Genomic DNA, 26,336 nt, shown 5'->3' with positions numbered 1-26,336 from the left:
TCCCCCGCCGAAAGACATCTGTTCACGTGCGGACGCCGGAGCCTCCCCGTCGTCGAGCATGCGGCGCGGGCGAACGCGTCCAGGACGCGGCCGCCATACACTGCCGCACCTCACGACCGGAGGACGTCATGGGATTCCTGCGACCCCACGCTGACCGCATCTACGCGCTGCTCCGAATCATGGCGGGACTGATGTTCATGCAGCATGGGCTGCAGAAGCTCTTCGGCCTGTTCGGCGGTGTTCCCCCCGGGGCCCCGGCGTTCGTCGTCTACGGCGCGGGAATCATCGAGTTCGCGGGTGGCGCGCTCGTCGCGCTCGGTCTGTTCGCCGGCCCCGCGGCCTTCATCGCGAGCGGCACGATGGCGTTCGCCTTCTTTCTCGGGCACGTGGTTCCAAACAAGGGCAACCTCATCCCCATCGCGAACCAGGGCGAGCTCGCGGCGCTCTATTGCTTCGTGTTCCTCTTCATCGCCGCGCACGGCTCCGGCATCTGGAGCGTCGACGCCGCGCGCCAGGGCACGAAACGCGCGTGAGCACTCGGGCGGTGCGCGCCCCACGCACTACGGCGCCCGAGCGCTGACCGCCCAGCAGGCCGCGGTGAAGTGGACTTCCGCCCCCTTCACAAAGGGCTCGAAGGCGGCCCGGACCGTTTCGATGACCTGCGTGCGGGTCCGGTCGTCAGCCTCTTGCAGGCGCATGCCGACGGGACCGAGCCGGGTGAAGTAACGGACCAGCTCCGCCTCGGGCAGGGTGCAGGCGACGTCGATGGGCTGGAGGTCCATCGCGGTCCAGCCGGCCTCCGCCAGGAGGGAGTCGACCCGGCGCCGATCCGCGAACGCGAACTGCCCCGGCGCGTCTGGCCGGCGCACGGGGAGGCTCGGCAGGAGCGGTGCCGCGGCGCGCTCGGCTGTCGTCATGAAGGGATTCTCAGCGGCGCTCCGCCAGGCGATGAACCGGAGTTCGGCGTCGCGCCTCGCGGCACGCCGCAGGTTCGCGAAAGCCCGGACAGGGTCGTCGAAGAACATGACGCCGAAGCGCGAGAGGATCATGTCGAAGCCCGCGTGCTCGAACGCGTGGCTTTGCGCGTTGGCGCAGATGAAGCTTGCTGGCGTGCCTTCCCGCTCAGCGCGGGCCCTGGCGGCGGCGATCATCGGCTCTGAAATGTCGACGCCCAGGCAGCGGCCCTTCGCTCCCAGCCGCCGCGCGACGGCGAGCAGCACGCTGCCCGTGCCGCAGCCGACGTCGAGCACCCGACCTCCGGATTCGGCGGACACCGCTTCGACGAGCAGGTCCTCGAACGGCTTGAACATCAGGTCGAGCACCTCCTGGTTCTCGACCCAGGCGCGTCCCGCGGAACCATTCCAAAGCCTCGTCTGCTCGCCGGCCTGACGCGTGTCTTCCATGTCCGTCTCCCTCTACTGACTTGCCTTCAAGAAGTGGAGATTGCACTGTGCCAGTTCAAGTCGACTTGAGGTCAAGCGGGTGGAAGACCTGGACATCACCGAAGTGGCGAAGCGGTCCGGCGTTCCCGCCTCGACGCTGCGGTTCTATGAGGAGAAGGGCCTGATCACCTCCGTCGGCAGACGGGGCCTGCGCCGGCTGTTCGCCCCTGACGTGCTGGAACGGCTGGCGCTCATCGCACTGGGGCGCGCCGCCGGCTTCTCGCTCGAGGAGATTTCGCTCATGTTCGCCTCGGACGGGAGGCCGCGCATCGACCGGCGGATGCTCGCGGCCAAGGCGGAGGAACTCGACAGGACGCTCCGCAAGCTCAGCGCCATGCGGGACGGCCTGCGGCACGCCGCTGCCTGTCGCGCGCCGAGCCACATGGAATGCCCCACCTTCCGCCGCCTCCTGCGGGCCGCCGCGTCGGGAGCAATTGGAGCGCGACGGAAGAAGGCTCCAAGGGCTCCGTGAACCCGGGCCGCCACCGCCTTCCTTCACACGGTGCGGGCCCTGTCCGACAGGAGCGTGGCGATGGCCCGAGCGTCGGCCGGTGAAGCCGGCGTGAAGACAACCATGCGCAGTCCGTTGCCGCTGTCGACAGCGAAGGCCGAGTACTCCAGCGTCAGCGGGCCGGCGAGGGGGTGCTGAATGCGTTTCAGACCGGACCCGTGGCTGCGCATCTCGTTCTCGGCCCAGAGCCGACGGAACTCAGCGCTGGTCTCCTGGAGCTCGGCCGCGAGCGCCGCGGCTTCAGGACAGTCGCCCGCACGCGCGGCGTCGACGCGGAAGGTCGCCAGGGCGAAGCGCGCGTGCGCCTCCCAATCGGGCAGCGAGGCGCGCATGGCGGAGGGGCCGAACAGGCGTCTGATCACATTGCGCTCGTGGGCTGGCATCGCGGCATAGTCGCTCAGCACCACCGTCGCCGCTGCGTTCCAGGCCACGATGTCCCACGCGGGCGTCTGCACATAGGCGGGGCTTGTCGGCAGGGCATCCAGCACGCGCTGCAGGGCGGGCGCGACCGGAGGCAGTGGAGCCGCTCTCAACGGCGGCGGTCGCTGCTGGGCCAGCAGGTAGAGGACCTCCCGGCCGGCAGCATCCAGTTCCAGCGCACGCGCGAGCCGCTCCAGGACCTCATCGGAAGGCGGGCCGCCGCGCCCCTGCTCCAGCCACGTGTACCAGGTGACGCTCACGCCGGCCCGCGTGGCCACCTCCTCCCGCCTGAGTCCCGGCGTCCGGCGCCGGCTCGGAGCGCCCGGCTCCGGCGCCAGACGCGCCCTTCGGTCGCGGAGGAAACCACCAAGGGTCGAGGCCGGGCCCGGCAGGGTGTTGGTGTTCATACCTGTATAACCTCCCGGCTTTTCCATTCCTGAGCCCCCGAAGATAACCCGCGTGAAGACCACGAGGAGGTCCGCATGCGTGTTTTTGTAACAGGAGCAACGGGGTTCATTGGTACAGCCATTGTGCGCGAGTTGATGGGCGCAGGGCACGAAGTGCTGGGACTGGCGCGCAGCGACGAAGCCGCCGCCACCCTGGCGCGGTCGGGAATCCAGGCGCATCGGGGCTCGCTCACGGACACCGCCAGCCTTGTCGCGGGCGCCCGCGCCTGCGAAGGCGTGATCCATACCGCCTTCATCCACGACTTCTCCGCGTATGCGGCCGCCGCCGAGACAGACAGGCAGGCGGTGGAAGCGCTGGCCGGCGCGCTGGAGGGCTCGGGCAAACCCTTCGTCTCCACCTCCGGGACCGCCATCCTCGCGCCCGGCCGCACCGGCACGGAAGCGGATGAACCCGCCCCCGCGAGCGCGGCGACCCTTCGCGCCGCGGCAGAGGCCACAGTGCTCGGAGCCGCCCACCGGGGTGTGCGCTCCAGCGTCGTGCGGCTGCCGCCTTCCGTCCACGGCGCGGGTGACCACGCCTTCGTGCCCACGCTGATCGACATCGCACGCCGCACGGGCGTCTCCGCCTTCATCGGTGAGGGAGCGAACCGCTGGCCCACGGTGCATCGGCTGGACGCCGCACGCCTCTTCCGACTGGCGCTCGAACAAGCAGCCCCCGGAACACGCCTGCACGGCGTCGCGGAAGAAGGCGTGACGCTGCGCGCGCTCGCCGAGGCGATTGGCGCGGGGCTCGGCGTCCCCGTCCGGAGCATCACCGCGAACGAGGCCCGCACGCATTTCGACTGGCTGGCGGGCTTCGTCGCCATCGACAATCCCACCTCCAGCGCCATCACCCGGAACACCCTGGGGTGGCGCCCGCAGGAGCCGGACCTCCTGACCGACATGCGGGACAACGGGTACTTCACGCGGCCCGCATGACCCTCCGCCTGGCTGGCTTCAGTCCTGAATCACAGCTTCGGTGCCCACCTATCCCTGATAGGATTTGAGCTGGCGCGTGAGCACCAGCAGGACTGGCCTGGGGGTGCTGGACCGCCGCGCGCCCTGAAATCCCCACTCCCGGAAGAGACAAACGTGATCACCGAACAGGTACGTCAGGCACGTGAGAAGTTGGTGTTGGACCACTTCCACGACGAGGTGAGGCAGGACTGGGACGACGTCCTGTCGACCTTCCCGCATCCCCACTACGAGCTCATCCCCACCCTGACGGTGCACGACGGCAACAGCGCGGTGCGCGACTACTACCGCGACACCCGCATCGCCTTCCCGGACCAGGACCATGAAATCATCGCGCTGCGGCACAGCGACGACGCCGTCATCGTGGAGTTCTGGCTGAAGGGCACCCACCTGGGCCCGCTGGGTAGGATTCCCCCCACGGGCAACCGGTTCCGCGCGCGGATGACGGGGTACTTCATCTTCGACGCGAACGAGACGCTGGTCTGCGAGCGCGTCTACTTCGACACGCTCAGCATCCTCAAGCAGCTCATCGGGGGGCTCGACATGAAGAACCCGAAGAGCTGGCTGCTCGCCGTCCGGTGCATCAAGGGGCTCCTGGCGATGTCCAGCGACAAGCCGGAGCCCATCCTGACCGAGACCGCTCCCTGGACCCCCTCCCAGCAGCCCCGGAGCTGAAACACCCGCCGCGCCTGCGAGGAGGGGGCGGACGGCCCCCTCCCGCGAGCGTCGTTACAGGTTGCCCAGGGCCCTGCGCAGGCCGTCCTGGATGACGGACTGGAGGTCCTCCGCCGTCAGGTCGGGGTTCTTCTTGAGCTGCTCCTTGGCGTAGTTGGACCAGTCGCGAATCTCCCGCGCCGTGGGCTCACGCGGCTTGTCCGTGGGCTGGTTCATGTACAGCTCGAACACCCACTTGAAGGCGTCCTTCACGAAGCGCTCCAGCGGGGCCGACGACGCCGGGCCTCCCACGCCGCGCATGTCGTCGCGCACCGCGTCCTGGATGGCGCTGGCGAGCTGCGAGGGCGTCATGTCCGGGTTGTCCGCCAGCTTCTTCTTGGCGAACTCCTTCCACTTCGTGAGCTCCGCGGGCGTCGCGCCGCGCTCGCCGCCCTGGTAGACCTTGGCCGCCCAGCTCACCGCGTCGTTGATGATCCTGTCCAGGTTCGCGCCACCCGAACCCGTCGACACGCCGGTCACCTCGTCGCGCACGGCGTCCTGGATGGCGGCCTGGAGCTGCGCGGGCGTCATGTCCGGGTTCTCTTCAATCTTCTTGTCCGCGAAGGCCCGCCACTTCGAGAGCTCCGCGGGCGTCGCATTGCGATCAGCACCCTGGTAGACCTTGGCCGCCCAGCTCACCGCGTCGTTGATGAACTTGTCGACGTTCGCCTTGCTGACCGGGCCCGACACGCCCGTCATGTCGTCGCGCACGGCGTCCATGATGGCGCTCGCGAGCTGCGAGGGCGTCATGTCCGGGTTCTCCTCCATCGTCTTGTCCGCGAAGGCCCGCCACTTCGTGAGCTCCGCCGACGTCGCGGAACGTGAGCCGCCCTGGTAGACATTGGAAGACCAGCTCACCGCGTCCTGGATGAACTTGTCGACGTTGACCTTGCCGTTCGCGCCCGCGGACATGCCCGTGGCCTTGTTGCGCACGGCGTCCATGATGGCGGCGGAGAGCTGATCCGGCGTCATCTCCGGGTTGTCCGCCATCTGCTGCTTCGCGAAGGCCGTCCACTCGGCCATCTCGGAGGACGTCGGGCCACGCGGACCGCCCTCGTAGCAGGTCGCCGTCCAACTGACCGCCTCCTCCACGTACTTCTGGATCTTCGCCGGGGTGACCACGTCGCCGCCGTCACGCCGCTTGCGCAGCTCGCCCACGAGGGCCTCGCGGAGGTCCGCCGCCGTGATGTCCGGCTGCTTCTCCCGCAGCTTCGTGGCGAAGGCCAACAGCTCCGTCCGCTCCTGGCCGCTGGGGAGCTTCGTGCCCTGGTAGACCTCGTTGAAGGCCTTGTTGAAGCACTCGGTCATCTTCTCGTTGGTCAGCGGCCCCAACAGGTTGGGCAGGACCTCCCGGCCCACCGCCTGGGGCTGCGCCAGGGCCGCGGTCATCGCCGGCGTGGCGACCATCGCCTGCTTCGCGCTCGTCGCCGTCACGGGCTTCGCCGGCGACGCGGAGGCAGTCGTCAGCGAACCAAACAGGTTGGCCAGTTGCTGCGCGGAGACGCTCTTCGTCGCCGCCTTGTCAGTCGCGGGCTGCTGCTTGGGCGCGGAAACGCCGGGCCTGCCGTCACCGATCTTCGACATGGTTACCCCCAGGGGCATGGACGCCCATTAACCGGATTGCCTCATAACCCCTTAAACGGGTGATTGAGTGGACGATAGGATTGGAGGCTGACCCTTCGTCAAGTCACCAACGATTGGCTCCGGATCCCAAGGAGTTGCGGGCCAACGCGGTGCGCAGTGCGGGCCTTTGACAGCACGGCGCCGCGGGCCCCCCTGGTTGCCTGGACACCAGGCGTCGCGGGGTTCGCGGCGAGCCCGGGCCAAGGTCCGACACCCGGAGTGCTCACGCGTCGTCCGGGGGAACGACGGGGCCTTGCGCCGGCCCGCTGCCGCTTGCGCGAGGGGAGGCGTCCCTAGCTTCAGGGACACCTCAACGGGAGACACGATGATTCTTCATCCAAGATGGCACCGGCATTCCCTCCACTGCGTCCTGCCGCCCTATCTCCTCCGGTCGATCGCGCAGAATGGCTCCAGCGCCCAGCGCGCCGCGGCCCTGCGGACCTCCGCCGTGGACAACACGTTCCGCAGCCTGCGATTCGTTTCGAACCCGCTGGGCCAACGGTCGCCTGGCCGGGTCATCGCGGGAATGATGGCGGAATCGCAGTGCTACCGCTCCATCTACGACGTGGAGGGGCAGGAGACCTTCCCTGGCAAGCTGGTCCGTTCCGAGGGACAGGGCGCCACCGGCGATGCCGCGGTCGACGAGGCCTACGATGGGTTGGGCGCCACGTATGATCTGCTCTGGGAAGTCTACGGGCGCAATTCCATCGACGACAGCGGCCTGCGGCTCAACGCCCACGTCCACTACGGCCGGAACTACGACAACGCCTTCTGGGACGGCCAGCGCATGGTGTTCGGGGATGGGGACGGGGAGCTCTTCAACCGCTTCACCATCGCCATTGACGTCATCGGGCACGAACTCTCCCATGGCATGACGGAGGATGAAGGCCCGTTGGTGTACTTCCGTCAGGCGGGAGCACTCAACGAGTCCATGTCCGACGTCTTCGGGTCGCTCGTGAAGCAGCGAGCCCTCAACCAGACCGCCGACAAGGCCGACTGGCTCATCGGCGCGGGACTCCTGGCCTCTAGCATCCAGGGACAGGCGCTGCGCTCCATGAAGTCCCCGGGGACGGCCTACGACGACCCGGTGCTGGGCAAGGATCCCCAGCCCGGCCACATGCGCGACTTCGTCAGGACCTGGGAGGACAACGGCGGCGTGCACATCAACTCCGGCATCCCCAACCGGGCCTTCTTCCTGGTGGCCACCCAGTTGGGCGGCTACGCCTGGGAGAAGGCGGGCCACATCTGGTACGAGGCCCTGCGCGACACGCGGCTGCGCCCCGACTGCGGCTTCGCCCGCTTCGCGCGCATCACGCTGATGGCCGCCTCCCGGCTCTACGGCGAGGGCGGAGCCGAGGACACGGCGGTCCGCGACGCCTGGAACCAGGTGGGCGTCCCCGTCACCCGCGAGAAGGTCGCCGTGGCGTTCACCCCGCCTCAAGGCGTCCAGGCCTCGAAGCCGTCGACCCGTCGTCCCCAGGCCTGAACCCCATGGGACGTCCTGACGGGCGTCCGGGAGCGCGTGCGATGCGCATCGAACTCAAGCGGGAGGGAGGGCTCGCCTTCATCCCAGGCCTCAACAGGCCTCATGTGTTCAAGCTGGGGGACCTTCCCCCGGCGCAGGCGGACGCCATCGCGCGCAGCGTGCAGGCCGCCTCCTTCTTCGAGCGGCCCGCACGCGTGGGGACCGCTTCGAAGGGGGCGGCGGACCAGACCCGCTACGTCCTCACCATCGAGGACGAGGGACGCCGCAACACCGTCCAGCTGCTCGAACCCGTGGAGGACCCTTCCCTGCGCGCCCTCCTGGACCTGCTCAAGCAGGTGGAGCGCACGGCGGTCCGCGCGGCCCCCCAATCCAGATAGGATGGAAGACCGGGCCGGGCACGCGTGGAGCCCCGAAAGGCAACGGGTTCATCATGACGCTGGAATCGAGGAAGCGCGACGCGTTGAGACTGTCTCCCCTTGATGATGACGATGCGGAGCTGGTGCTGTCCGTCGGAAACGGTCGCTACCCCTACGACGAGACCCACGACGGGACGGAGTTGTTCTGGCACGCGACGGGCTCTGGCAGGACGGTCACCCAGGTCTTCGCGCAGGGGTTCAATACCGCCTGGGCACGTGAAACCCCCGTGAACGCCAACGCGGGCAAGGTTGTCTGGCGTTGCTCCGATGACGACATCGAACTCAGCTCGGGCGTTTGCCTGGCGCGCGACATCCGGGGCGCCGCCTTTTTTCCGCTGACGGACGACCAGAGCGAGGAGATTTCAGACAGCTATTACATCTATGCGGTGGCGCCGCGCTGGACGACGAACACCTACAAGGCGCAGAAGATCGCCGAGGCCGTCGAGACGAACCGGATGGAGGGGTCCTTCCTGCCCAAGAAGAAGGACTTCTGGATGGACAAGGATCGCTGGACGTACGACCCCAATGAGGACGACAGCGACAATGCCTGCTGCGTCTGGCAGTTCAACGAACACGCCACGTTGGTGGTGACTCCGGCGGAGATCGTGGGCTGCTGGGAGGCCACCCGCTCGGTCCTGGTGGATCCCGGGGAAGATCACCGCCAGAAGGCAGGCATCCGCTTCTCGGTGGGGAAGCTGGCGCGCGGCAACAAGCGTCACGACCTGTTCAGCGAAGCCGCCGCTGTCGTCGAGCAGTACAAGCAGGTCTATCCCAAGAAGGGTGGTCAGTGGCTGAGCTACCACGGCATCGTCACGTGCACCAAGATCTGCGAGAGCAAGGCGGACGCGAAGCTCCTGGCGAAGCAGGTCCAGGCGGTGGTGGCGAGGGAGTCCGCGCTGAACGATCGCGGCGACTACTGAAGCAGGCCGGAGCCGTGACGAGCGGACGGCTCCAGTGACATGAACGCGCGAAGCTCCGACGCCACCTGGGCGGAGGTGTCCTCGAAGAAGAAGTGGTTCGCGTCGGGAAGCTCCACCGTCCGGTGGTTCGGGAAGGTCCGCTGGAAGCGCTCGAGGTCGGACCGGGGGAAGCCCTGGTCCTGGAGCGCCCACAAGAAGAGGGCCTTCTTGTCCGCCAGACGCGGCAGGCCGGCTTCGACCTCCGCGAAGTACTCCGAGTCCCCGGTGATGAGCCCCGGGTAGAACGCCGCGATGCCACGGCGCTCCAGGGGGCGGAACGGGCGCAGGTAGGCGTCCAGGACGTCCGAAGGCAGCGCACGGACCACGCCGTTCTTGATGCCGAACGAGGCGAAGCCGTTGAAGTTCACCTGCACGAACTCGCCGAGCGGGCCGCCCGCGATGACCGAGAAGATGCCGCGAGGTTCGCTCCTGCTCGTGGGCCACGCCCACGTGCTTCCGAGCACCACCTGCCGCACCCATTCCGGGCGTCTCCCCGCGAGGCCAAGACCGATGGGACCGCCCCAGTCCTGCATGACCAGGGTCACGTCGCGAAGCTGGAGGCGCTCCATGAACTCCTCCACGACCAGGCTTTGCTCGCGCGGGGTGAAGCCATAGCCGGCGGGCGCCTCCGACAGACCGAAGCCGGGATAATCGATCGCGATACAGCGATACGAGCCTCGCAGCTCCCGGATGAGGTCCCTCCACTGGAACGACCACGCCGGATTGCCGTGCAGGAAGAGCAGCGTCTCACCCTCCCCTTCATCCACGTAGTGGACGCGCGCGCCGCTGGGGAGCGTGAGGAAGCGGGAGTCCGCGTCGAACAGCTCGCGGGGGATGTCGAACGCGAGCCCTTCCGGTCCGCGCGGCGCGACGCGCTCGCTCGACAGCGCCAGGGCGACACCGAGAACTTCGAGCGCTCCGAAGGCGATGAGCGCGACGGTCCCGACCCGCGAGCGGCGCGGTCGTTCGACGAAGCGTGGGATGAGCAGGGCCAGCGCGGCGGCGCCTCCCAGCAGGGCCGGCAGGGCCGCCGCGACAAGGCCGGAAGGTCCCACCGCCGCCAGCCCGGCAAGCATCAGCAGCGCCAGTCCCCCCAATGCTGCCGCCAGCGTGGCGCGCGGGCGCGGGGACCGTCCCATCAGGGCCCGGTACAGGAAGGCCGAGGCCACCGCGACGAGCACACACGCGGGTGTGACCACCGCGAAGCGAAGCACCGGGAAGAAGCCGATGCCCCGGACGTGCGGCGTGACGTGGAGGGCGAGCGTGACGAGGGCGACGACGGAGACCGAAGCGGCCCACCCGGCCCAGGTCAGGGCGAGCGCCCCCGGTGCCGGCTTCCTGGAGACATCCGTGGTTTGAACAAGGGTCATGCCCCAGGGATAGCCCCGCGACGCCGGACGCCCCATGTGCGAAACGCCGGTTCTCTGGTTCAATCGTCCGACCGGGAGGGCGATGCATGGACGTTCTGACGGACTCGCTCCGCAGCCTTCAATTGAAGACCGAGGTCTATGGCCGCCTGGAGCTGAGCGCCCCGTGGGGACTCAAGCTGGACCTGGGACACCCGGGCTTCTTCCATGCCGTATCTCGCGGGAGCTGCTGGCTGGAGGTCGAAGGGCGGCGCATCGCGCTGGCCGCGGGCGACTGGGTCTTCATCCTGGGCGACGCGCCGCACCTGCTCCGGGACTCACCCCGGACGCGCACGCAGCCCCTGCCGGAGATCTACGCGGCCCAGGGCGCCCAGTGTGGCGGCGTCCTGAGACACGGAGGAGACGGGCCCCAGACGACCCTCATCTCCTTCAGCTTCGGGTTCGCGGGGACGTGGCTCCACCGTCTCCTCGCGGGCCTGCCCCGGGTGCTGCACATCAAGGGAGATGGCGTCGGCTCCACGCGGTGGGTGGCGTCCATCATCCAGCTCGTCGCCGCGGAGATGGAGGCCGGACGCCCCGGCCATGAAATCGTCGCCACCCGTTTGGCCGACGTGCTGTTCATTCACGCCCTGCGCGCGCACCTGGAAGCGTTTCCCGCCGAGAAGGGGGGATGGCTCCGGGCCCTGGAGGACCCGCAGCTGGGCAAGGTCCTCCAGCAATTGCACGAACGGCCCCGGCATCCGTGGACGGTGGAGTCCATGGCGAAGCTCGCCAGCATGTCGCGCTCCACGTTCGCGGAGCGCTTCCAGAAAGTCATTGGGGAGAGCCCGCTGACGTACCTCACAGGCTGGCGGATGCACACCGCCAGCCGGCTGATGGCGAACCCCGACCAATCCCTCACGGCCATCGCGGAAGCGGTGGGCTACGAAACCGACAGCGCCTTCGGCAAGGCCTTCAAACGCCACGTCGGCAAGACGCCCGGGGAGTACCGCCGCCAGCTCCGTTCCGCCCCGGACGTCACTCCGCCTCACTAACGGATGCGCACGAGGCGACGCGTGGCGACGCACACCACCCGCCCCTCCAGTGCCTGGAGGCCGTGCTGCCGACAGAACTCATCGTAGGCGGAGGGCCGTTCGCTCTCGAGCGTGAAGAGCGCCCGTGGAAGCGGGACCTCCGCCAGCTCCGCCGATGGCGTGAGCTCCAGCACGCCGAGCGTCCTCACGACCAGTTCCTCCAATCCATCCAGCCCTTCGACCGGCGCGCGGAAGAGCACATACGAGAGCGCCCCCACGGTCTGCGTGGGCGCCACCGGACGGATGTTGTCCGCGGCGATCAACTCCTCCCAGAGGACCTCGTGCAGGTCCCTCGCGGCCGCGGCCAGCGTCATGGACACGACGAGTCCACCGCTCACCACCACGCCCCTGCCGTGCCCCAGGTCGAAGCGGTGGTGGTCCAGATGGATGGGATGCGTCACCAGGAGCTGGGTGGACAGCGCCAGGTTGGCGGTGATGCCCAGCGGCCTCGCGAAGCTGTGCAGCAGCAGGTCCCCCGCCTCGAAGGACGGGGCGGTGCCCGCCTCCGCGCGCGGCAGCACTTCATGGGCGCGCTGCGTGAGCGTCGTCCGGAAGGCCAGGGCCTGCGAGCGCTCCTCCTCATCCCTCCGGGCGGCCTCGGGCGAGGGCTCGAAGGACTCCGGCTGGCGGAGGTAGAGCTCACGCTTGTCGAGCGTGAAGACCGGCGTCTCGTCGCCCACGCGCAGGAGCCGGCGGTGGGTCGTCACGACCGAGCGCTTTCCGTCGCCCGTGTTGCGCACCCGCCGGACCTGGATCTCCTGACGGTACGTGTCCCCCACCCGCAGCGGGGCGAGCTGGCGCGCGTTGCGGAAGCCCAGGTGGTAGATGGCGCCGTGGGTGCTCGACATGCAGCACGCCAGATAGAGGCCCATCATGAAGGGCAGCGGGAGCGTGCCCGCCGGGGTGAGCCCGAGCCGGGTCGCGAAGGGCGCGCTCGTCACGACGCGGTCGTGTGAGTAGAAGCACTGGACCCAGAGGTCGCGCATCCCAGCGGTCGCGGTCATCTCGTACGGATTGGGCAGCAGGTCATCGGGCATCGGCGGGCGCTCGAGCGCATGCGTGACCCGTCGTCCCACCACGACCTGGCGCGCATCCTCGACCGGCTCCAGGAGGGGCGCGAGCGCGAGCATCCGGTGCGCGGCCTTCAGGTGGGGCGGGCCAATGAGCTGACCCTCCACGAGGGCCATGCCTTCGTTCACCGAGGCGGCGGGGGCCTCGCTCGCGCCAGGAGTCGTGAGTCCCGGCACCTTGCGTGTCAGCGTGGACAACGTGCCCTGTCTTTGCGCCTGGGTCACCCGACGGGCCCAGGCCAGTTCGGTGGCCGAGGGGGTCATGCACCGGTTCACGGTCTCGAGTTGATCCGAGTGCAGGCAGCACTTGCCCGTGAAGCCATGCAGGCGCCCCTCGCGGGCATGCGCCTCCAGCCCGATGCGGTCCCCCACATGCGTGTAGGGCGTGTCGAAGGGCTCGATGCCCGCCGCCCGCGAGCGCCATCCGCCGCGCCTCCAGGACGGCCGCGGGGGTCTCCAGGAGCGGCAGGAACCGGGTGTGCCCCCGGGGGAGGCCCCGAGCGACCTCCAGCAGGGCCACGCGTTCGTGCAGCGCATCCAGTTCCTCCGGCCCTCGGGTCATCGTCGGCATCAGCGCCGTCAAGCCGGGCAATCCCACGCACGCATCCAGGTCGGCGGTGTGCAATTCAGCGAGGTCCGCCTCGTTGATGCGGACGACCACGGGACGTCCCTCGAAGAGCCCTGACGTCAACGCCTCGACCACGCCCGCGCGCGCGGCGGCCTTGGCGGCCAGCGGCACGGCATCCTGCAGGTCCAGGACGAAGCAATCCGCGGACAGCCGCGCGGCTCGGGTGAACGCGAACTGGGGAACGAACAACAGACTTCGCCAGCCAGAAGGCAGGCGGGACATGCGAGACACGTCTTTCACAAGGAGAGCCTTTCGGAATGATTCGCTCGCTAGATTGCGCGCGCGACTTCCGATTGGATCTCCGTCACCTCATGGGTTCATGGCTCGCACGAATTGACACACACCGAAGTCATGAATGACCGCGACGCTTGAATCTCAAGAATGTATCGGCCCATGCCCCCCGGCCCGCGCGCTCAGCGCGGAGGGAGCTGGGCCTTGCGCAGGTCACCCCAGCAGGCGTCGTAGTCCGCCTGCAACGTGGGGCTTTCGAGCGCGGCGCGCGTGGGAGAAATCACGTAGCGCGTCTCGAACATGAAGGCGAGCGTGTTGTCGATCTTCTTGGGCCCCAGCGACGCGGCGACCGCGGCCTCGTAGGTCTTCCGGTCCGGGCCGTGCGCGCTCATGCAGTTGTGGAGCGACGCCCCGCCCGGAACGAACTGATCCGCCTTCGCGTCGTAGACGCCGTGGATGAGGCCCATCATCTCGCTCATCACGTTGCGGTGGAACCAGGGCGGCCGGAACGTGTGCTCCGCCACCATCCACCGGGGCGGGAAGATGACGAAGTCGCAGTTCGCCGTCCCCGGCGTCTCACCAGGCGACGTCAGCACCGTGAAGATGGAGGGATCCGGATGGTCGAAGCTGACCGTGTTGATGGTGTTGAACCGCGCGAGGTCATACACGTACGGGACATGGGAGCCGTGCCACGCGACGACGTCGAACGGTGAGTGGTCCAGCGTCGTCTCCCAGAGGTGCCCCTGGAACTTCTGCACCACGCGCGTGGGGCGCTCCACGTCCTCGAAGCTCGCCACCGGCGCGCGGAAGTCCCGAGGGTTCGCGAGGCCATTGGAACCGATGGGGCCCAGCTCAGGGAGCCGGAACGGCGCGCCGTGGTTCTCACAGATGTAGCCGCGCACGGGGCCTTCGGGCAGCTCCACGCGCATGCGCACGCCGCGCGGGATGAGCGCCACGTGACCCGGAGGCACGGCGAGCACGCCCATCTCCGTCACGATGCGCAGCGTGCCCTGCTGCGGGACAATCAGCAGCTCGCCGTCGGCGTTGAAGAACGCGGTGTCCACCATCGACGCGTTGGCGACGTACAGGTGCACCGCCGCGCCATCACCCGCCGCCGCGGAGCCGTTGCCTCCCAGCGTGAACAGCCCGTCCAGGAACGTCGTCGGGTCCGTGGGCAGCGGCAGCGGATCCCAGCGCAGGCGGTTGGGCGGAGGCGGCACCTCGTCGAAGGGACCGCTGCGCAGGCGGCGCGCTTCGGTCTTCCGGTACGGCGGGTGCGCCGCGCTGGGACGCAGGCGGTACATCCACGTCCGCCGGTTCTCCGAACGCGGCGCGGTGAACGCCGTGCCCGAAATCTGTTCAGCATAGAGACCGAACGCGACCTGCTGCGGCGTGTTCTGGCCAACCGGCAACACTCCGGAGACGGCCTCCGTTGCGTGCTCGTTCCCAAAGCCCGTGAGGTATTGGAGCGGTTCCATGCCCGGGATGGTAACAAATGAAACCAGTTTGACAACCATCAGGGGTCGCGGGTCAGGGCCTCGCTCGCCGCCTGTTCGACGCGCTCCAGCAATGAGCGCAGGAGCGCGCGCTCACGGTCATCCAGACCGGCGAGCACCTCCGCCTCCGCTTTGAGCGCGGCGGGGGCCACGCGGTCATAGATGCGGCGGCCGGCGGCGGTCAGCGACAGCCTCCGCGACCGGGCATCGCTTTCGCTGGGCGCGCGCCGCACCAGGCCCCGCGCTTCCAGGGCGTGCGCGGCACGGCTCACCGGCACCTTCTCCATCCGCGTGCGTTTGACGAGCTCCAGTTGCGTGCGCTCGCCGTCCTCCCCCAGCACGGCCATCAGCCGCCACTCCTGCGTGCTCAGGCCGTGCTGCTCCGCGTACACGCGCGCGACCCGCTGGCTGACGACGTTCGCGGCGACCGACAGACGGTAGGGGAGGAACGCGTCGAGTCTCAGGCTCGCGGGGCGCGGTCGGCTCATCGGGGTGAGTATAGGGAAGCGGGCTCCCAGGTGACCGGCAGTTCGTGCACGCCGAGCAGGTTCTCATCCTTCTTGAAACGGACCTCCTCCGGCGGCACGGCCAGCCGCAGCGTGGGGATGCGCTGGAACAGCGTCTTGAACACCACCTCGAACTCGATGAGGGACAGCGCCCGCCCCGTGCACAGGTGGATGCCATGGCCGAAGGCGAAGTGGCGGTGCACTTCGCGGTGGAGGTCCAGGCGGTCTGGATCGCTGAAGACCGTCTCGTCGCGGTTGGCCGAATCCGGCTGGGCCAGGATGCCTTCACCGGCGCGGATGAGCTGGCCGCCAATGGTGACGTCCACCGTGGCGACGCGTTGCCGGGCCAGGTGGGAGACGTTGATGAAGCGCAGGAGTTCCTGGACCGCCGCCGTGATGGCCGCGGGGTCCTCCATCTCACGGAACTTCTCCAGTTGGCCGGGGTCGAGCAGCAGCGCCAGCGTCCCCAGGCCGAACATGTACGCGGGCGGCCCGTGCCCTGCGTAGAACAGCGAATGGAACATGGAGGCCGCGTCCGGGGCGCTCAGCCTTCCCGTCGCCACCTGCTCGGCCACGACGCGACCGATGAGCGTGTCGGTGGGCTCGCGCAGGTTCGCCTCCACCAGTTCCAGGAAGAAGTCATCCAGGGCGACCAGGGCCTGCGTCGCCTCCTCGCGCGACGAGGCGCGGGAGCCGATCGTCCGACTGAGGACGTGCAGGCGCTCGGCGCCGGCATGGGGCACTCCGAGCAGGTCGCAGATGACTTGCAGGGCGACGGGCAGCGCGAAGGCGCCCATCAGGTCCACCGGACGCGGGCCGGCCAGCATCGCGTCGAGCGCCGCGTCCACGGTGCGCTGGATGCTCGGCCGCAACAGCTCCATCCGCCGGGGCAGGAACTCCTGCACGAGCATGGCCCGCTGCACCCGGTACTCCGCATCCGGCCGCAGGAAGAAAGGCAGGGGCCGCCCCTGCCGGGCCGACGACGAGGGCGAGATGTGCGGGAACCCCGGCAGCGTGGAGTCCAGGACCAGCCGGGGATCGCTCAGGACCGCGAGCACGTCCTGGTAGCGACTGACCAGCCACGGCGTCTTGCCGTCCCACATCCGGACAGGACACACCGGGGCCTCCTGCCTCAACCGCTTGTAGTCGGGAGGAGGATCCAACGGATGCTGCCAGTCCTTGGGCAATGGATAGGAATCGCTCATCGGGATGCTCCTGTGCGCGCGAGCCGGGCAGCGGCGCCCGCCACGGTGGGATGCTGGTACAGCTCACGCAACCCGAGGTCCTGACCCATTTCGGTCCGGACCCGGGCCGCGATTTCGACAAGCTGCAGGGAATGGCCGCCGAGCTGGAAGAAGTCATCGTGCGCGTGGACCGATGCGACCTTCAACACGTCGGCGAAGATGCGGGCAAGGTGTTCTTCCGTCGCGGTCCGAACGGGGCGCAGCCGCGGCATCCGGGCACCGGGGGCCGCGGTCCGTAGGATGTCTTCGTAGGCCGCCAGCAGTCCTTCGATGAACGCGAGGTCGAAAAGACTCTCATCGAATTCGGCCCACACGGTGCACAGACCGTCGGAGCGTTCCTCGACCCGGAGGGTGAGCTCGAACTTCGCGGTGGGGAGGTCCAGCAGGGGCTCTGTCACCTCGCAGCCGTGCAGGGCCAGTGCTCCCGCCGTGCCCGCCGGGTGGTAGGCGAAGTTCACCTGGACCACGGGAGACCGCGTGGGGTCTCGCGGTGGAGCGAGGTCCGCGACGAGCTGTTCGAAGGGCAGGTCCTTGTGCGCGTACGCGTCCGCCGTGGCCCCGGCCACCCGGCCGAGCAGCTCGCGGAAGTCGGGGTCGCCGCGCAGGTCCACCTTGAGCACGACGGTGTTGACGAAGAACCCGAGCACGCGCTCCACCTCTGGCAGGTCCCGGTTGGCCACGGCCAGCCCCAGCAACACCTGCTCACGGCCTGCGTGGTGCCCGAGCACGATGCCGCACGCGGCGGCCAGCACCGTGAACACCGTCTGACGCTCGGCGCTCGCGAGGGCTCGCACGGAGTCGACGACCGCAGCGGGCAGGACCCGGTGCGCGCGACGTCCCTGCCCCAGCACGGGACGTGGGGGGACGAGGTCCAGGAAGAGGGGAACCCCCGACAGCCGCTCGCGCCACCCGTGCGACAGCGACTCGCGCCGTGCGGCGGTGAGCTGCTCCCGCTGCCACGCGGCCCAGTCCGCGTACTGCACGGGCAGCTCGGACAGGCCGGTGGGTTCGCCCAGGACCGCCGCCCGGTAGGCGAGGGCCAGGTCCTCGGAGAAGACCTGCAACGACCAGCCATCCGCCACCAGCAGGTGCACCGCGAAGACGAGAAAGTGCACCCGGGGCTCCAGCCGAACCACGGTGAGCCGCAGCAGCGGCCCGTGCTCCAGGTCGAACGGACGGGCCACCTCCGCTTGCGCGTGTCGCAGGGCCTCTTCCTCCGTCGTCGCGTCCACGACGTCCACGTGCCCGCGCCCGTCCGGAGACACGCGCTGGTGTGTTCCCAGTGGGAAGACGGTCCGCAGCGGTTCGTGCCGGGCGACCAGCACGTCCAGGGCCTCCCGCAGGGCGCGAAGGTCCAGCGGTCCCGTCACGCGGTGGCAGCGCACCGTGACGTGAGCGGCACCGGAGGGATCCATCCGGTGCAGGAAGCACAGCCGCTGCTGGGCGAACGACATGGGGAACACGGTCGTCATGCGCGCGGCAACCGCTTGATGGTGGTGGCGGCGACCGGCGACGCGGGCAGCGCGGCGGCCAGTTGCGCGACGGTGGGCCCCATGAGGATCGTCGCGAGCCCGACCTCGCGGCCCACCATCCTTCCCAGCCGCGAGGCCAGCCGCATCGCCTGCAACGAGTGCATGCCCAGCGCGAGCAGGCTCTCGTGGACGTCCACCCGGGCCACGCCCAGCAGGTCCGCGACCACCGCCGCGATGCGGACCTCGGACTCGGTCCTCGGCGCGGTGAACGGCGCGTCCGGACTCCGCTGGGTCGCGGGCAGCCGGGCCCGGTCCACCTTGCCGTGCGGGGTCAACGGCCACGCCTCCAGGACCACCACCTCCGACGGCACGAGATGCCCCGGCAGCCGGCGCGCCAGGTCCTCGCGCACGGCCTGCGCCGACACCGGAGTCCCCGCCTCCGCCACCACGTAGCCCACGAGCCGGGGCTCCTCCCCGCGCGAGTCGACGACCGCGAGGGTATCCACCACGCCCGGATGCGCGGCCAGGGCGGCGCGCACCTCCGCCAGCTCCACCCGGAAGCCCCGGACCTTCACCTGCTCATCGCGGCGGCCCAGGAACTCGATGACGCCCCCGGGAAGCCACCGGCCCAGGTCCCCACTGCGGTAGAGCCGACCGCCAGGATGCGCCGCGAACGGATCCGGCACGAACCGCTCGGCGGTGAGCCCCGGCCTGTGGCGGTAGCCTCGCGCGACCCCGTCTCCCCCGATGCAGATCTCCCCGACCGCCCCGGGCGGAGCCACCTGCCCGCGTTCGTCGAGCACCACGAGGTGCGCATTGAACAGCGCCCGACCAATGGGCGCGTTCGTGGCCTCGGTGTCCTGCCAGTCGTCGAGCTTGAACGCGCTGGCCATGATGGTGATCTCCGTGGGGCCGTAGGCGTTCGTCACCTTCGTGAAGCCCTCGCGCTTGAGCGCATGGAACGCCTCCACGGGGAAGACATCCCCGCCCACCACCACCCGGTCCAGGCCCGCGAAGGCCTCCGGAGCCTCGGCCACCAACCGGGGCAGCACGACAGGGGGAATCACCGCATGGGTGATGCGCTGGTCGATGAGGCACCGGGCCAATCCCGGCACGTCCCAGCCCGGCGGCAGGAAGTGGACCGCGGCACCGTTGAGCAACGCCGCCCAGACCTCCAGCACCGACACATCGAAGGACACCGACGCCATCGCCATCATCGTCTTGCCCGGCCCCAGGTCCTCGGCCAGGGCCGTCCGGTGCAGGAGTGACGCGACCGAGCGGTGCTCGATCTGGACGCCCTTGGGCTTGCCGGTCGACCCGGACGTGTAGAGCACGTACGCGAGGTCCGACGGGCTTCCCGAAGGCAGCGGCGGCCCGGACACCGGCGGAAGGTCGTCCAACACAATGACGGGAAGGCCGCTGAGACGGCCCGCCAGCGCCGCCGTCGTCACCAGGGCTCGGGCCCCGGCGTCCTGCACGAGCGGCTCCAGGTAGGCCGGAGGGGCGCCTGGATCCAGCGACAGGAACGCTGCCCCTGCCTTGAGGATGCCCAACTGGGCCACGACCAGCTCCGCCGAGCGCGGGATGCACACCGCCACCAACGACTCACGCCCGACGCCCAGGCCTCGCAGATGGTGCGCCAGGTGCTCCGCCTGACGCGTCAGCTCGCCGTACGTCAACACGGACGTGCCAGACGTCACGGCCGGAGCTTCGGGCGCGAGCCGCGTCCAGCGGGCCAGCAGGTCGGGGACCCAATGCGCGGGAGCTTCCTGCCTGGGGCCCACGCTGACGAGCGCCCGCTGCTCGGCTTCGGTCATCAATGCCAGCCGCGACACGCGGGTGTCTGGCGCGGCGGTGATGGAGCGCAGCAGTTGCTGGTACGCGGACAGCATGCCGGTGATGAAGAAGCCCTCGAAGAGGTCGGAGTCGAACTCCCACGACAGCAGGATGCCGCTCAGGGAAGCGCGAGGACTGGAGCGCACGGGGGTGTCGGAGCGGGGAATGCTCACCAGATCCCCGGCCAGTCGGCGGATGTGCCCGGGCTCGGAGTAGAGGGGTACGGCGACGACGGCCAGCTCGAACTTGGAGGAGCCGTTGCCCAGCCCCTCCACGTAGGTGACGTCGAGCGGTGACGCGTCGAGCGTGCCCACCGACGAATCGTGGAAGTTGAACATCGTCTGCATCAACGGGTTGAACCCACCCTGATGGCGCGCGGGCGACTCCGCGAAGATCTGCTCGTAGGGCAGCTCCTGGTGGTCGTAGACGTCCAGGGTGGTGCGCCGCATCCGCGCCAGGAACTCCTCGAACGAGGGGTGCCCATGCAACCGGCCGCGCAGCACGACCGTGTTGATGAGCATGCCCAGCAGCCCCTCCGTGTCCTGCCAGCGCCGGTTGGCCACCGAGGAGCCGACGAGCAGGTCCTGGGAGCCGGTGTACCGGTGCAGGAGGACGAAGTACGCCGCGAGGAGCGTGGTGAAGAGGGACGTGTTGTTCCTGTCGGCCAGGGCCTGCAGGCGGCGCGCGAGGTCTCCGTCCAGCTCCATCCGGGGCGCCACACCCCGGAACCGTCTTCCCCCGGGCGAAGCGCGGCGGGGGAGCTGGAGCCGGGTCTCCGCGCCTTCCAACTCCTGACGCCAGAAGCGGCGCTGCGCCTGGGCGGCTTCGGTGCCCACCCACTCCCGCTGCCAGCGCGCGTAGTCGTTGTACTGCACGGCCAGCGCCGGGCGTCGCACCTGTCCGTGGCGCACGGATTCGGCGTAGCCGTTGATCAGCTCGCGCACGAAGACGTTGAAAGACCAGCCGTCGTGGACGATGTGATGTTCGACGTGCACGAAGACGTGCTCCTCCGCGCCCAGTCGCAGCAACCGCCAACGGAAGGGCCTGCCTTCGGCCAGCGCGAAGGGCGCCTGCACCGCGTCGCGAACGGCCTCGCCCACCCGGGCCCCCAGCAGCGCTTCGTCCACGTCGCTGAAGTCCTGGAGCGGGACTTCCACCTCCCAGGGCGCTTCCAGTTCGCACCGCAGCTCCCCATCCACTTCAGGGAAGCGGGTGCGCATCACGTCATGGCGCCGGACGATGTCGGTGAGGCACGCGTGCAGCGCGTTGACATCCAGGGCCCCCACCAGCCGGAACACCGACTGCGAGTGGTAGGCCCGCGCATCCGGGTTGAGCTTGTGCATCAACCACACCCGCTCCTGACCATACGAAGGCATGAGGGCCGTCCCCGCCGCGCCCGCGCGCGGGCCCTGCTCCACCCCACCCTGCCCTTCCTTCAACCCGGCCGCGAGCTGGGCCACCGTGGGCGACTGGAGCACCGCGCTCAACTCCAACTGCGCGCCCAGCACGCGGCGCACCCGCGCGACGAGCTGGGTGGCGAACAGCGAATGCCCTCCCAGTTCGAACAGGTTGTCATGCCGCCCCACCCGCTCCATCCCGAGCAGCCCCGCCGCGATGGCCGCCAGGGCCTCTTCGCCGGGCGATTCCGGCGGCTGGTAGCCGGCCCGCTCCGTCCGTTGGGGCCGGGGCAGCCGGGCGCGGTCGACCTTGCCGTTCGTGTTCAGCGGCCACGCGTCCACGACGACCACCGCATCCGGCACCAGGTAGCCGGGAAGCCGGCGCCGCAGCTCCGCGCTCACCGCGTCGCCCGACAGCACCGCTCCGGCGACCGGCATCACGTAGCCCAGCAGACGCTCCCCCGTGCCGTCCACGAGGGCCACCGCGTCCCGCACGTCCGGCAGCGCGGCCAGGGCTGTCTCCACCTGCCCCAGCTCAATGCGCGCGCCCCGGATCTTCACCTGGTCGTCGCGCCGGCCCAGGAACTCCAGCGTGCCGTCTGGCAGCCGCCGGCCCAGGTCTCCACTGCGATACAGCCGGCTTCCCGGCTGGCCGCTGAATGGATCCGGGATGAACCGCTCCGCGGTGAGCGCGGGCCGCCCCAGGTAGCCGCGCCCGACTCCTTCTCCACCGAGGCACAGCTCGCCCGGCGCTCCTTCCGGGACGGGGCGCAGATGCTCGTCCAGGAGAACCACGTGGTAGTTGGAGATGGGACGGCCAATGGGCACGCGCTCGCCGTCCACGGCGCCCACCGCCTGGAGCGTGCTGGCCACCGTCACCTCCGTGGGGCCATAGCCGTTGACGAAGCGGTGCCGCGCGCCCCACTGCCGGGCCGTCTCCGGGAGGCACACGTCTCCGACGCTCATCACCACCTGGAGGTCGGGGAAGCCGCCCGGTTGCAGCGTGCGCAGGACCGCCGCGGGCAGCACCGCGTGGGTGATGCGCCGGCGCACCAGCACCTGGGCCAGGGGCTCACCGGAAAACTGCGCCGCCTCCACGGTCTCCAGCCGCCCGCCGTTGGACAGCGCCAGCAGGAGGTCGAACAGCGACGCGTCGAAGGATGGGTGGAAGAACTGGAGCACCCGCGTGTCCGGCCCCAGCGCGCCCAGGAAGTCCCGCTGGGCATGCAGGAGGTTGGCGACCCCGCGATGCTCGATCATCACCAGCTTGGGCTCACCCGTCGAACCCGACGTGCAGATGATGTACGCGAGGTCCTCCGGAGCAAGCACCGCGTCCTGCTCCGCTGCCGCGACAGAAACCGCTTCGGCACCCGCCGCCAGGAACGGCACCCCGGGCACCGCGCTGTCCGGCGCCAGGGCGACCACCAGCACCACACCGGCCCTGCGGACGATGTCCTCCCGCCACGCCTGGGGGTGCGACGGCGACAGCGGGAGATAGGCCGCGCCCACCCGCCAGACGGCGAGCGCGAGCTCGACGAAGCCAGGGCCCCTCTCCAGCACGAGCGCGACCACGTCACCCCGTCCGATGCCCCGCGCTCGAAGGTCCGCGGCCAGCGCACGGGTGCGCTCTTCCAGCCGTCCATAGGTCGTTTCCGTGGACCCGTCCGAGAGCGCGACCCGATCCGCGTGCAGTCGGCACTGCGCGACGATGACCTCCACCACCGACCGCCACGGTCCGGGGTCGACCCGTGAGGACTGCCCCAGGCCGTCCAGCACCTCCGGCACCGCCGCCGGAGCGTGACCTTGGAGCGCCCAGGGGCTCTTCAGGCGGAGGCTCGCGAGCAGGCGTTCGTATTCGGTTCCGGTGACCCGGAAGGCAGGGGGCGTGGAGGACACAAGGGCTCCTGGAAGCAATGACACACACTGCGGCTGCCTCGCGGGGGAACACTCCGGCAGCCGCCTCCCCGGACCTCTAACACGCGAAAATCCACCGCGCCGTCCTGGTTGGCGACCGGATGACTCGAAGCGCTCCGTTGCCTTGACCCGTGGACGCAGCGGCCCTATATAACCAATAGGTCATGGAACTCACCGGTTATGGAAGCCCCTCTCCTGGTCACCTGGACGCCACCTTCGCCGCGCTCGCGGACCCGACGCGCCGGGCCATCCTGGCGCGGCTGGCGTCGGGCGAGGCGTCGGTGAGCGAGCTCGCCGAGCCGTTCGCCATGAGCCAGCCCGCCATCTCCAAGCACCTCAAGGTGCTGGAGCGCGCCGGGCTGATTTCGCGCGGCCGGGACGCGCAGCGGCGGCCCCGCCGGCTTGAGGCCGCGCCGCTCGCGGAGGCCACCCGGTGGTTGGAGCACTACCGCCAGTTCTGGGAGGAGAACTTCCAGGCGCTGGACGCCGTGCTCGAGGACTTGAAGGAACAGGAAGCGCGGCGCCCCACTCCGCGCAAGAGGAGGAAGCACCCATGAAGAACACCGGAAACCTGAAGGTCTCCACCCCCAGCGATCTCGAACTCACGATGACGCGGGTCTTCAACGCGCCCCGCCGGCTCGTGTTCGACGCGCACACGAAGCCGGAGCTGCTCAAGCGCTGGCTGGGGGTGCACCGGGGCTGGTCGCTGGCGGTCTGCGACATCGACCTGCGGGTGGGCGGCGCCTATCGCTACGTGTGGCGGGGACCCGACCGGAAGGACATGGGCGTCCGCGGGGTCTTCCGCGAAATCGTGGCGCCCGAGCGGCTGGTGAACACCGAGCGGTTCGACGACGCCTGGTACACGGGCGAAGCGCTGAACACGTTGCTCCTCACCGAGGAGGGCGGGAAGACGACGCTCACGAGCACGATGCGGTTCGAGTCCAAGGACGCCCGCGACGAGGTGCTGCGCTCCCCCATGGAGCAAGGGGTGGCCTCGGGCTACGACATGCTCGAGCAATTGCTGGCATCCCCGCTGTCAGGGATTGCCACACCACAAATCACACAGACGGAGGACCAGCCCATCGCGGTCATCCACGTCACCATTCCCCGCGCCGAAATCCAGCAGGTCATGGGTCCGGGCATCTCCGAGTTGATGGCCACCGTGGCCGCGCAGGGCCTCAAGCCCACGGGGCCGTGGTTCACCCACCACCTGCGCATCACCCCCGACACCTTCGACTTCGAGATTGGCGTCCCCGTCACCACGCCGGTCAAGGCCGCGGGCCGCGTCAAGCCCGGCCTCTGGCCCGCGATGAAGGTCGCGCGCAGCGTCTACCAGGGGCCCTACGAGGGCCTGGGACAGGCCTGGGGCGAGTTCGGTGCGTGGATTGAACAGCAGGGGCTCACGCCGGCCCAGGACCTCTGGGAGGTCTACGTCGCGGGCCCGGAGTCGGGCCCGGATCCGAAGACGTGGCGCACGGAGCTCAACCGGCCCCTGCTCGGCTGACAGCCCCGCCATCCGCCGCCCCCCTCCTCGCGGCGGATGACGGGAGTCAAAAGGCCCCCGCGCTCCGGACAGGTTCGAGGCTACGGCATGCCGGCGTTGGGCCCGTTGCTGGCGGATTCATTGAAGACCTTCGCGCCATACAGCCGCTCCGCATCGTCCGCGTTGTCGCAGATGGCCGAGCACCCCTCGGCGCCGCCCGTGGCCTGGCAGTCATTGATGACGTTTCCGTTCGCGTCATACTTGGGCCAGTGCAGGTTGGTGCAGGTGTTGGCATCCAGGTTCTTCCAGCGCCAGTGACTCAGGCACACGGCGCCGTCCGTCGTCCACCCGGCCTCGAATGACATGCTCTGCTGCGGGATGGGATTGGCGGGAGCCGCATTGATGGGCGGCTTCATGCCATCCCACAGGCGGATGGGGGTTCCGTCCTCCGTGTAGTACTGGCCAGCGCCGCAGTAGTCCGCTCGCGCCATGCGCGTGCAGGCCCAGTGCGCCTCCGTCGTCTTGCCGGCCTGGACGCCGTCCAGCCACGGCTTGTAGCCCCAGCGGTAGCACTTGGCGATGACGGCGTACTCACACGCCAGCGTGAAGGCGGTGGAGCTCTCCGTCCGCTCGCCGAGGTTGTCATAGAGCCCCCGTACCGGCACGACCAGGGCGTCCCCGCCGTTCGGATTGGGATTGCTGTTGCAGATGTTGCCCAGGGGCTGCGCGCCCAGGGACTTCACGCGGTACAGGTAGGTGTAGCCACTGGGGTCCCACGTCCCGGGAGACTCCTGGATGACGACATCCTGGGCATTGATGGCGGCCGTCACCTCCAGCATGGGCAGGCCGCTGGCGGAGCGCATCATGAGTCCCACCAACCGGTCGCCCCGCAGCTCCTGATGCGTCGCGGGGAACTCACCCCGGGAGGCGCCCAGGGTCAGGCTCCAGGGCGTCCCCGGCGTGTAGGGGCCGGCGAGCACCGTGTAGACGCCACTCGCGGGGCACTGGACGTTGGCGGAGGGACACGTCGACGACGCACAGATGGGAGCCCCGGTGACGAGGTGGTTCGCGTCCTGGTCCTCACAGGGCCTCTCCCCCGAGCAGACCCGCATCACCGGCGCACCCTGGCAGCTTCCGGGCGGCCGGGTCTGGCAGAGGGCCCCACTGCTCAGCGTGAACCGCGCGCCGGGCGTGCAGGTGCCCTGGCCCAGCACCGTCAGACCACAGGAGCGGTCCGGCCCGGTCTCGTTCGGGGAAGCGCAGCCCACCAGGCTGGGGGTGGTGCCTTCCACATGCAGCGCCAGGTCCGCGACGAGTTCTCCCCGGTCCAACTCCAGCGTCACGCCCCGCCGCTCCCCACTGCGCAGGATGGAGGCGTCCGAGAAGGCGACGCTCCCGTGCGGCGTCCCGTGCAGTTGCTTGCCCTGTGAGTGGGAGCCGTCGGTGCCGTCCGCGAAGTCCTGGGTGACGAGGACGGGTGCTGGTGTGGCCTCCCCCGGCGAGGGCACATCGCAGGCGACGAGGAACCAGACGGACAGACATGCTGGGAGAAAGCGGGAGACGGATTTCAAGGCGGACACCTTGGTCAAGGGGATCGGACGGAGCACAGAGCAGCCGGCGTGCCAGG

General features: G+C 69.5%; 21 protein-coding genes. 10 read left to right on the top strand and 11 right to left on the bottom strand.

Features of this window, described 5'->3' with window-relative positions:
* Positions 1 to 128 precede the first annotated feature (128 nt).
* Positions 129 to 533: a DoxX family protein gene (locus D7Y13_RS00715; protein ID WP_120531160.1), complete on the top strand. Its 405-nt coding sequence runs from the start codon at positions 129 to 131 to the stop codon at positions 531 to 533.
* Positions 534 to 560: 27 nt separating this feature from the next.
* Here D7Y13_RS00715 and D7Y13_RS00710 read toward each other — a convergent pair whose 3' ends face one another.
* Positions 561 to 1,403: a class I SAM-dependent methyltransferase gene (locus D7Y13_RS00710; RefSeq protein ID WP_120582073.1), complete on the bottom strand. Its 843-nt coding sequence runs from the start codon at positions 1,401 to 1,403 to the stop codon at positions 561 to 563.
* Between the two features lie 79 nt (positions 1,404 to 1,482).
* On the opposite strand from D7Y13_RS00710, the gene D7Y13_RS00705 reads away from it, so the two are divergent.
* Positions 1,483 to 1,914, top strand: coding sequence for a helix-turn-helix domain-containing protein (locus tag D7Y13_RS00705; RefSeq protein WP_120531162.1), 432 nt, complete (start codon positions 1,483 to 1,485; stop codon positions 1,912 to 1,914).
* Between the two features lie 23 nt (positions 1,915 to 1,937).
* Here D7Y13_RS00705 and D7Y13_RS00700 read toward each other — a convergent pair whose 3' ends face one another.
* On the bottom strand, positions 1,938 to 2,780 hold the full coding sequence (locus D7Y13_RS00700) for a helix-turn-helix transcriptional regulator (RefSeq protein WP_120531163.1): 843 nt from the start codon (positions 2,778 to 2,780) through the stop codon (positions 1,938 to 1,940).
* A gap of 75 nt (positions 2,781 to 2,855) precedes the next feature.
* Between D7Y13_RS00700 and D7Y13_RS00695 the strand changes: the two genes are divergently transcribed.
* Positions 2,856 to 3,758: an SDR family oxidoreductase gene (locus D7Y13_RS00695; protein ID WP_120582074.1), complete on the top strand. Its 903-nt coding sequence runs from the start codon at positions 2,856 to 2,858 to the stop codon at positions 3,756 to 3,758.
* A gap of 153 nt (positions 3,759 to 3,911) precedes the next feature.
* A complete protein-coding gene (locus D7Y13_RS00690) occupies positions 3,912 to 4,469 on the top strand; it encodes an ester cyclase (RefSeq protein WP_120582075.1) in 558 nt (185 codons plus the stop codon).
* A 54-nt stretch (positions 4,470 to 4,523) separates the two neighbouring features.
* Here D7Y13_RS00690 and D7Y13_RS00685 read toward each other — a convergent pair whose 3' ends face one another.
* Positions 4,524 to 6,092 (bottom strand): hypothetical protein, encoded by a 1,569-nt coding sequence (locus tag D7Y13_RS00685; RefSeq protein WP_120531166.1) that lies wholly within the window; start codon positions 6,090 to 6,092, stop codon positions 4,524 to 4,526.
* 364 nt (positions 6,093 to 6,456) lie between these two features.
* On the opposite strand from D7Y13_RS00685, the gene D7Y13_RS00680 reads away from it, so the two are divergent.
* From D7Y13_RS00680 to D7Y13_RS00670, 3 genes are all read left to right on the top strand, one after another.
* Positions 6,457 to 7,617, top strand: a complete 1,161-nt coding sequence (locus D7Y13_RS00680) for a M4 family metallopeptidase (protein WP_167508709.1) — start codon at positions 6,457 to 6,459, stop codon at positions 7,615 to 7,617.
* 41 nt (positions 7,618 to 7,658) lie between these two features.
* Positions 7,659 to 7,994, top strand: coding sequence for a protealysin inhibitor emfourin (locus D7Y13_RS00675; protein ID WP_120531167.1), 336 nt, complete (start codon positions 7,659 to 7,661; stop codon positions 7,992 to 7,994).
* A gap of 83 nt (positions 7,995 to 8,077) precedes the next feature.
* A complete protein-coding gene (locus tag D7Y13_RS00670; protein ID WP_147444145.1) occupies positions 8,078 to 8,953 on the top strand; it encodes a hypothetical protein in 876 nt (291 codons plus the stop codon).
* Here the strand turns inward: D7Y13_RS00670 and D7Y13_RS00665 are convergent.
* Positions 8,947 to 10,362 carry an alpha/beta fold hydrolase gene (locus tag D7Y13_RS00665; protein WP_147444146.1) on the bottom strand — a complete coding sequence of 472 codons (1,416 nt, stop codon included), beginning with the start codon at positions 10,360 to 10,362 and terminating at the stop codon, positions 8,947 to 8,949. The genes D7Y13_RS00670 and D7Y13_RS00665 overlap by 7 nt on opposite strands.
* Positions 10,363 to 10,448: 86 nt before the next feature.
* Between D7Y13_RS00665 and D7Y13_RS00660 the strand changes: the two genes are divergently transcribed.
* A complete protein-coding gene (locus D7Y13_RS00660) occupies positions 10,449 to 11,393 on the top strand; it encodes an AraC family transcriptional regulator (RefSeq protein ID WP_120531170.1) in 945 nt (314 codons plus the stop codon).
* A 1,065-nt stretch (positions 11,394 to 12,458) separates the two neighbouring features.
* On the opposite strand, the gene D7Y13_RS48970 is transcribed toward D7Y13_RS00660, so the two are convergent.
* The 6 genes from D7Y13_RS48970 to D7Y13_RS00625 form a co-directional block, all read right to left on the bottom strand.
* The gene (locus D7Y13_RS48970) at positions 12,459 to 13,352 is read right to left on the bottom strand and encodes an aldolase/citrate lyase family protein (protein ID WP_120582079.1); all 894 of its coding nucleotides are present in this window, start codon (positions 13,350 to 13,352) and stop codon (positions 12,459 to 12,461) included.
* Positions 13,353 to 13,543: 191 nt separating this feature from the next.
* Positions 13,544 to 14,839, bottom strand: a complete 1,296-nt coding sequence (gene hmgA, locus D7Y13_RS00645) for a homogentisate 1,2-dioxygenase (RefSeq protein WP_120582080.1) — start codon at positions 14,837 to 14,839, stop codon at positions 13,544 to 13,546.
* Positions 14,840 to 14,877: 38 nt separating this feature from the next.
* Positions 14,878 to 15,345, bottom strand: coding sequence for a MarR family winged helix-turn-helix transcriptional regulator (locus tag D7Y13_RS00640; protein WP_120531173.1), 468 nt, complete (start codon positions 15,343 to 15,345; stop codon positions 14,878 to 14,880).
* Positions 15,342 to 16,568 carry a cytochrome P450 gene (locus D7Y13_RS00635; RefSeq protein ID WP_120582081.1) on the bottom strand — a complete coding sequence of 409 codons (1,227 nt, stop codon included), beginning with the start codon at positions 16,566 to 16,568 and terminating at the stop codon, positions 15,342 to 15,344. The genes D7Y13_RS00640 and D7Y13_RS00635 overlap by 4 nt, the downstream gene beginning before the upstream one ends.
* Positions 16,565 to 18,079, bottom strand: coding sequence for a condensation domain-containing protein (locus tag D7Y13_RS00630; RefSeq protein ID WP_120582082.1), 1,515 nt, complete (start codon positions 18,077 to 18,079; stop codon positions 16,565 to 16,567). Before D7Y13_RS00630 ends, D7Y13_RS00635 begins: the two co-directional genes overlap by 4 nt.
* Complete coding sequence (locus tag D7Y13_RS00625; RefSeq protein WP_120582083.1) at positions 18,076 to 23,208, bottom strand: non-ribosomal peptide synthetase; 5,133 nt, start codon at positions 23,206 to 23,208, stop codon at positions 18,076 to 18,078. Before D7Y13_RS00625 ends, D7Y13_RS00630 begins: the two co-directional genes overlap by 4 nt.
* 182 nt (positions 23,209 to 23,390) lie before the next feature.
* On the opposite strand from D7Y13_RS00625, the gene D7Y13_RS00620 reads away from it, so the two are divergent.
* Positions 23,391 to 23,783, top strand: coding sequence for an ArsR/SmtB family transcription factor (locus D7Y13_RS00620; protein ID WP_120582084.1), 393 nt, complete (start codon positions 23,391 to 23,393; stop codon positions 23,781 to 23,783).
* Positions 23,780 to 24,730, top strand: coding sequence for an SRPBCC domain-containing protein (locus D7Y13_RS47075; protein ID WP_199732652.1), 951 nt, complete (start codon positions 23,780 to 23,782; stop codon positions 24,728 to 24,730). Before D7Y13_RS00620 ends, D7Y13_RS47075 begins: the two co-directional genes overlap by 4 nt.
* 80 nt (positions 24,731 to 24,810) lie before the next feature.
* Here D7Y13_RS47075 and D7Y13_RS00610 read toward each other — a convergent pair whose 3' ends face one another.
* A complete protein-coding gene (locus D7Y13_RS00610; protein WP_147444148.1) occupies positions 24,811 to 26,280 on the bottom strand; it encodes an ADYC domain-containing protein in 1,470 nt (489 codons plus the stop codon).
* Positions 26,281 to 26,336 lie beyond the last annotated feature (56 nt).

Source organism: Corallococcus praedator, from assembly GCF_003612125.1.
Taxonomy (GTDB): Bacteria; Myxococcota; Myxococcia; order Myxococcales; family Myxococcaceae; genus Corallococcus; species Corallococcus praedator.
The sequence above is the reverse complement of the archived record's forward strand: the minus strand, read 5'-3'. Positions and strand labels throughout refer to the sequence as shown.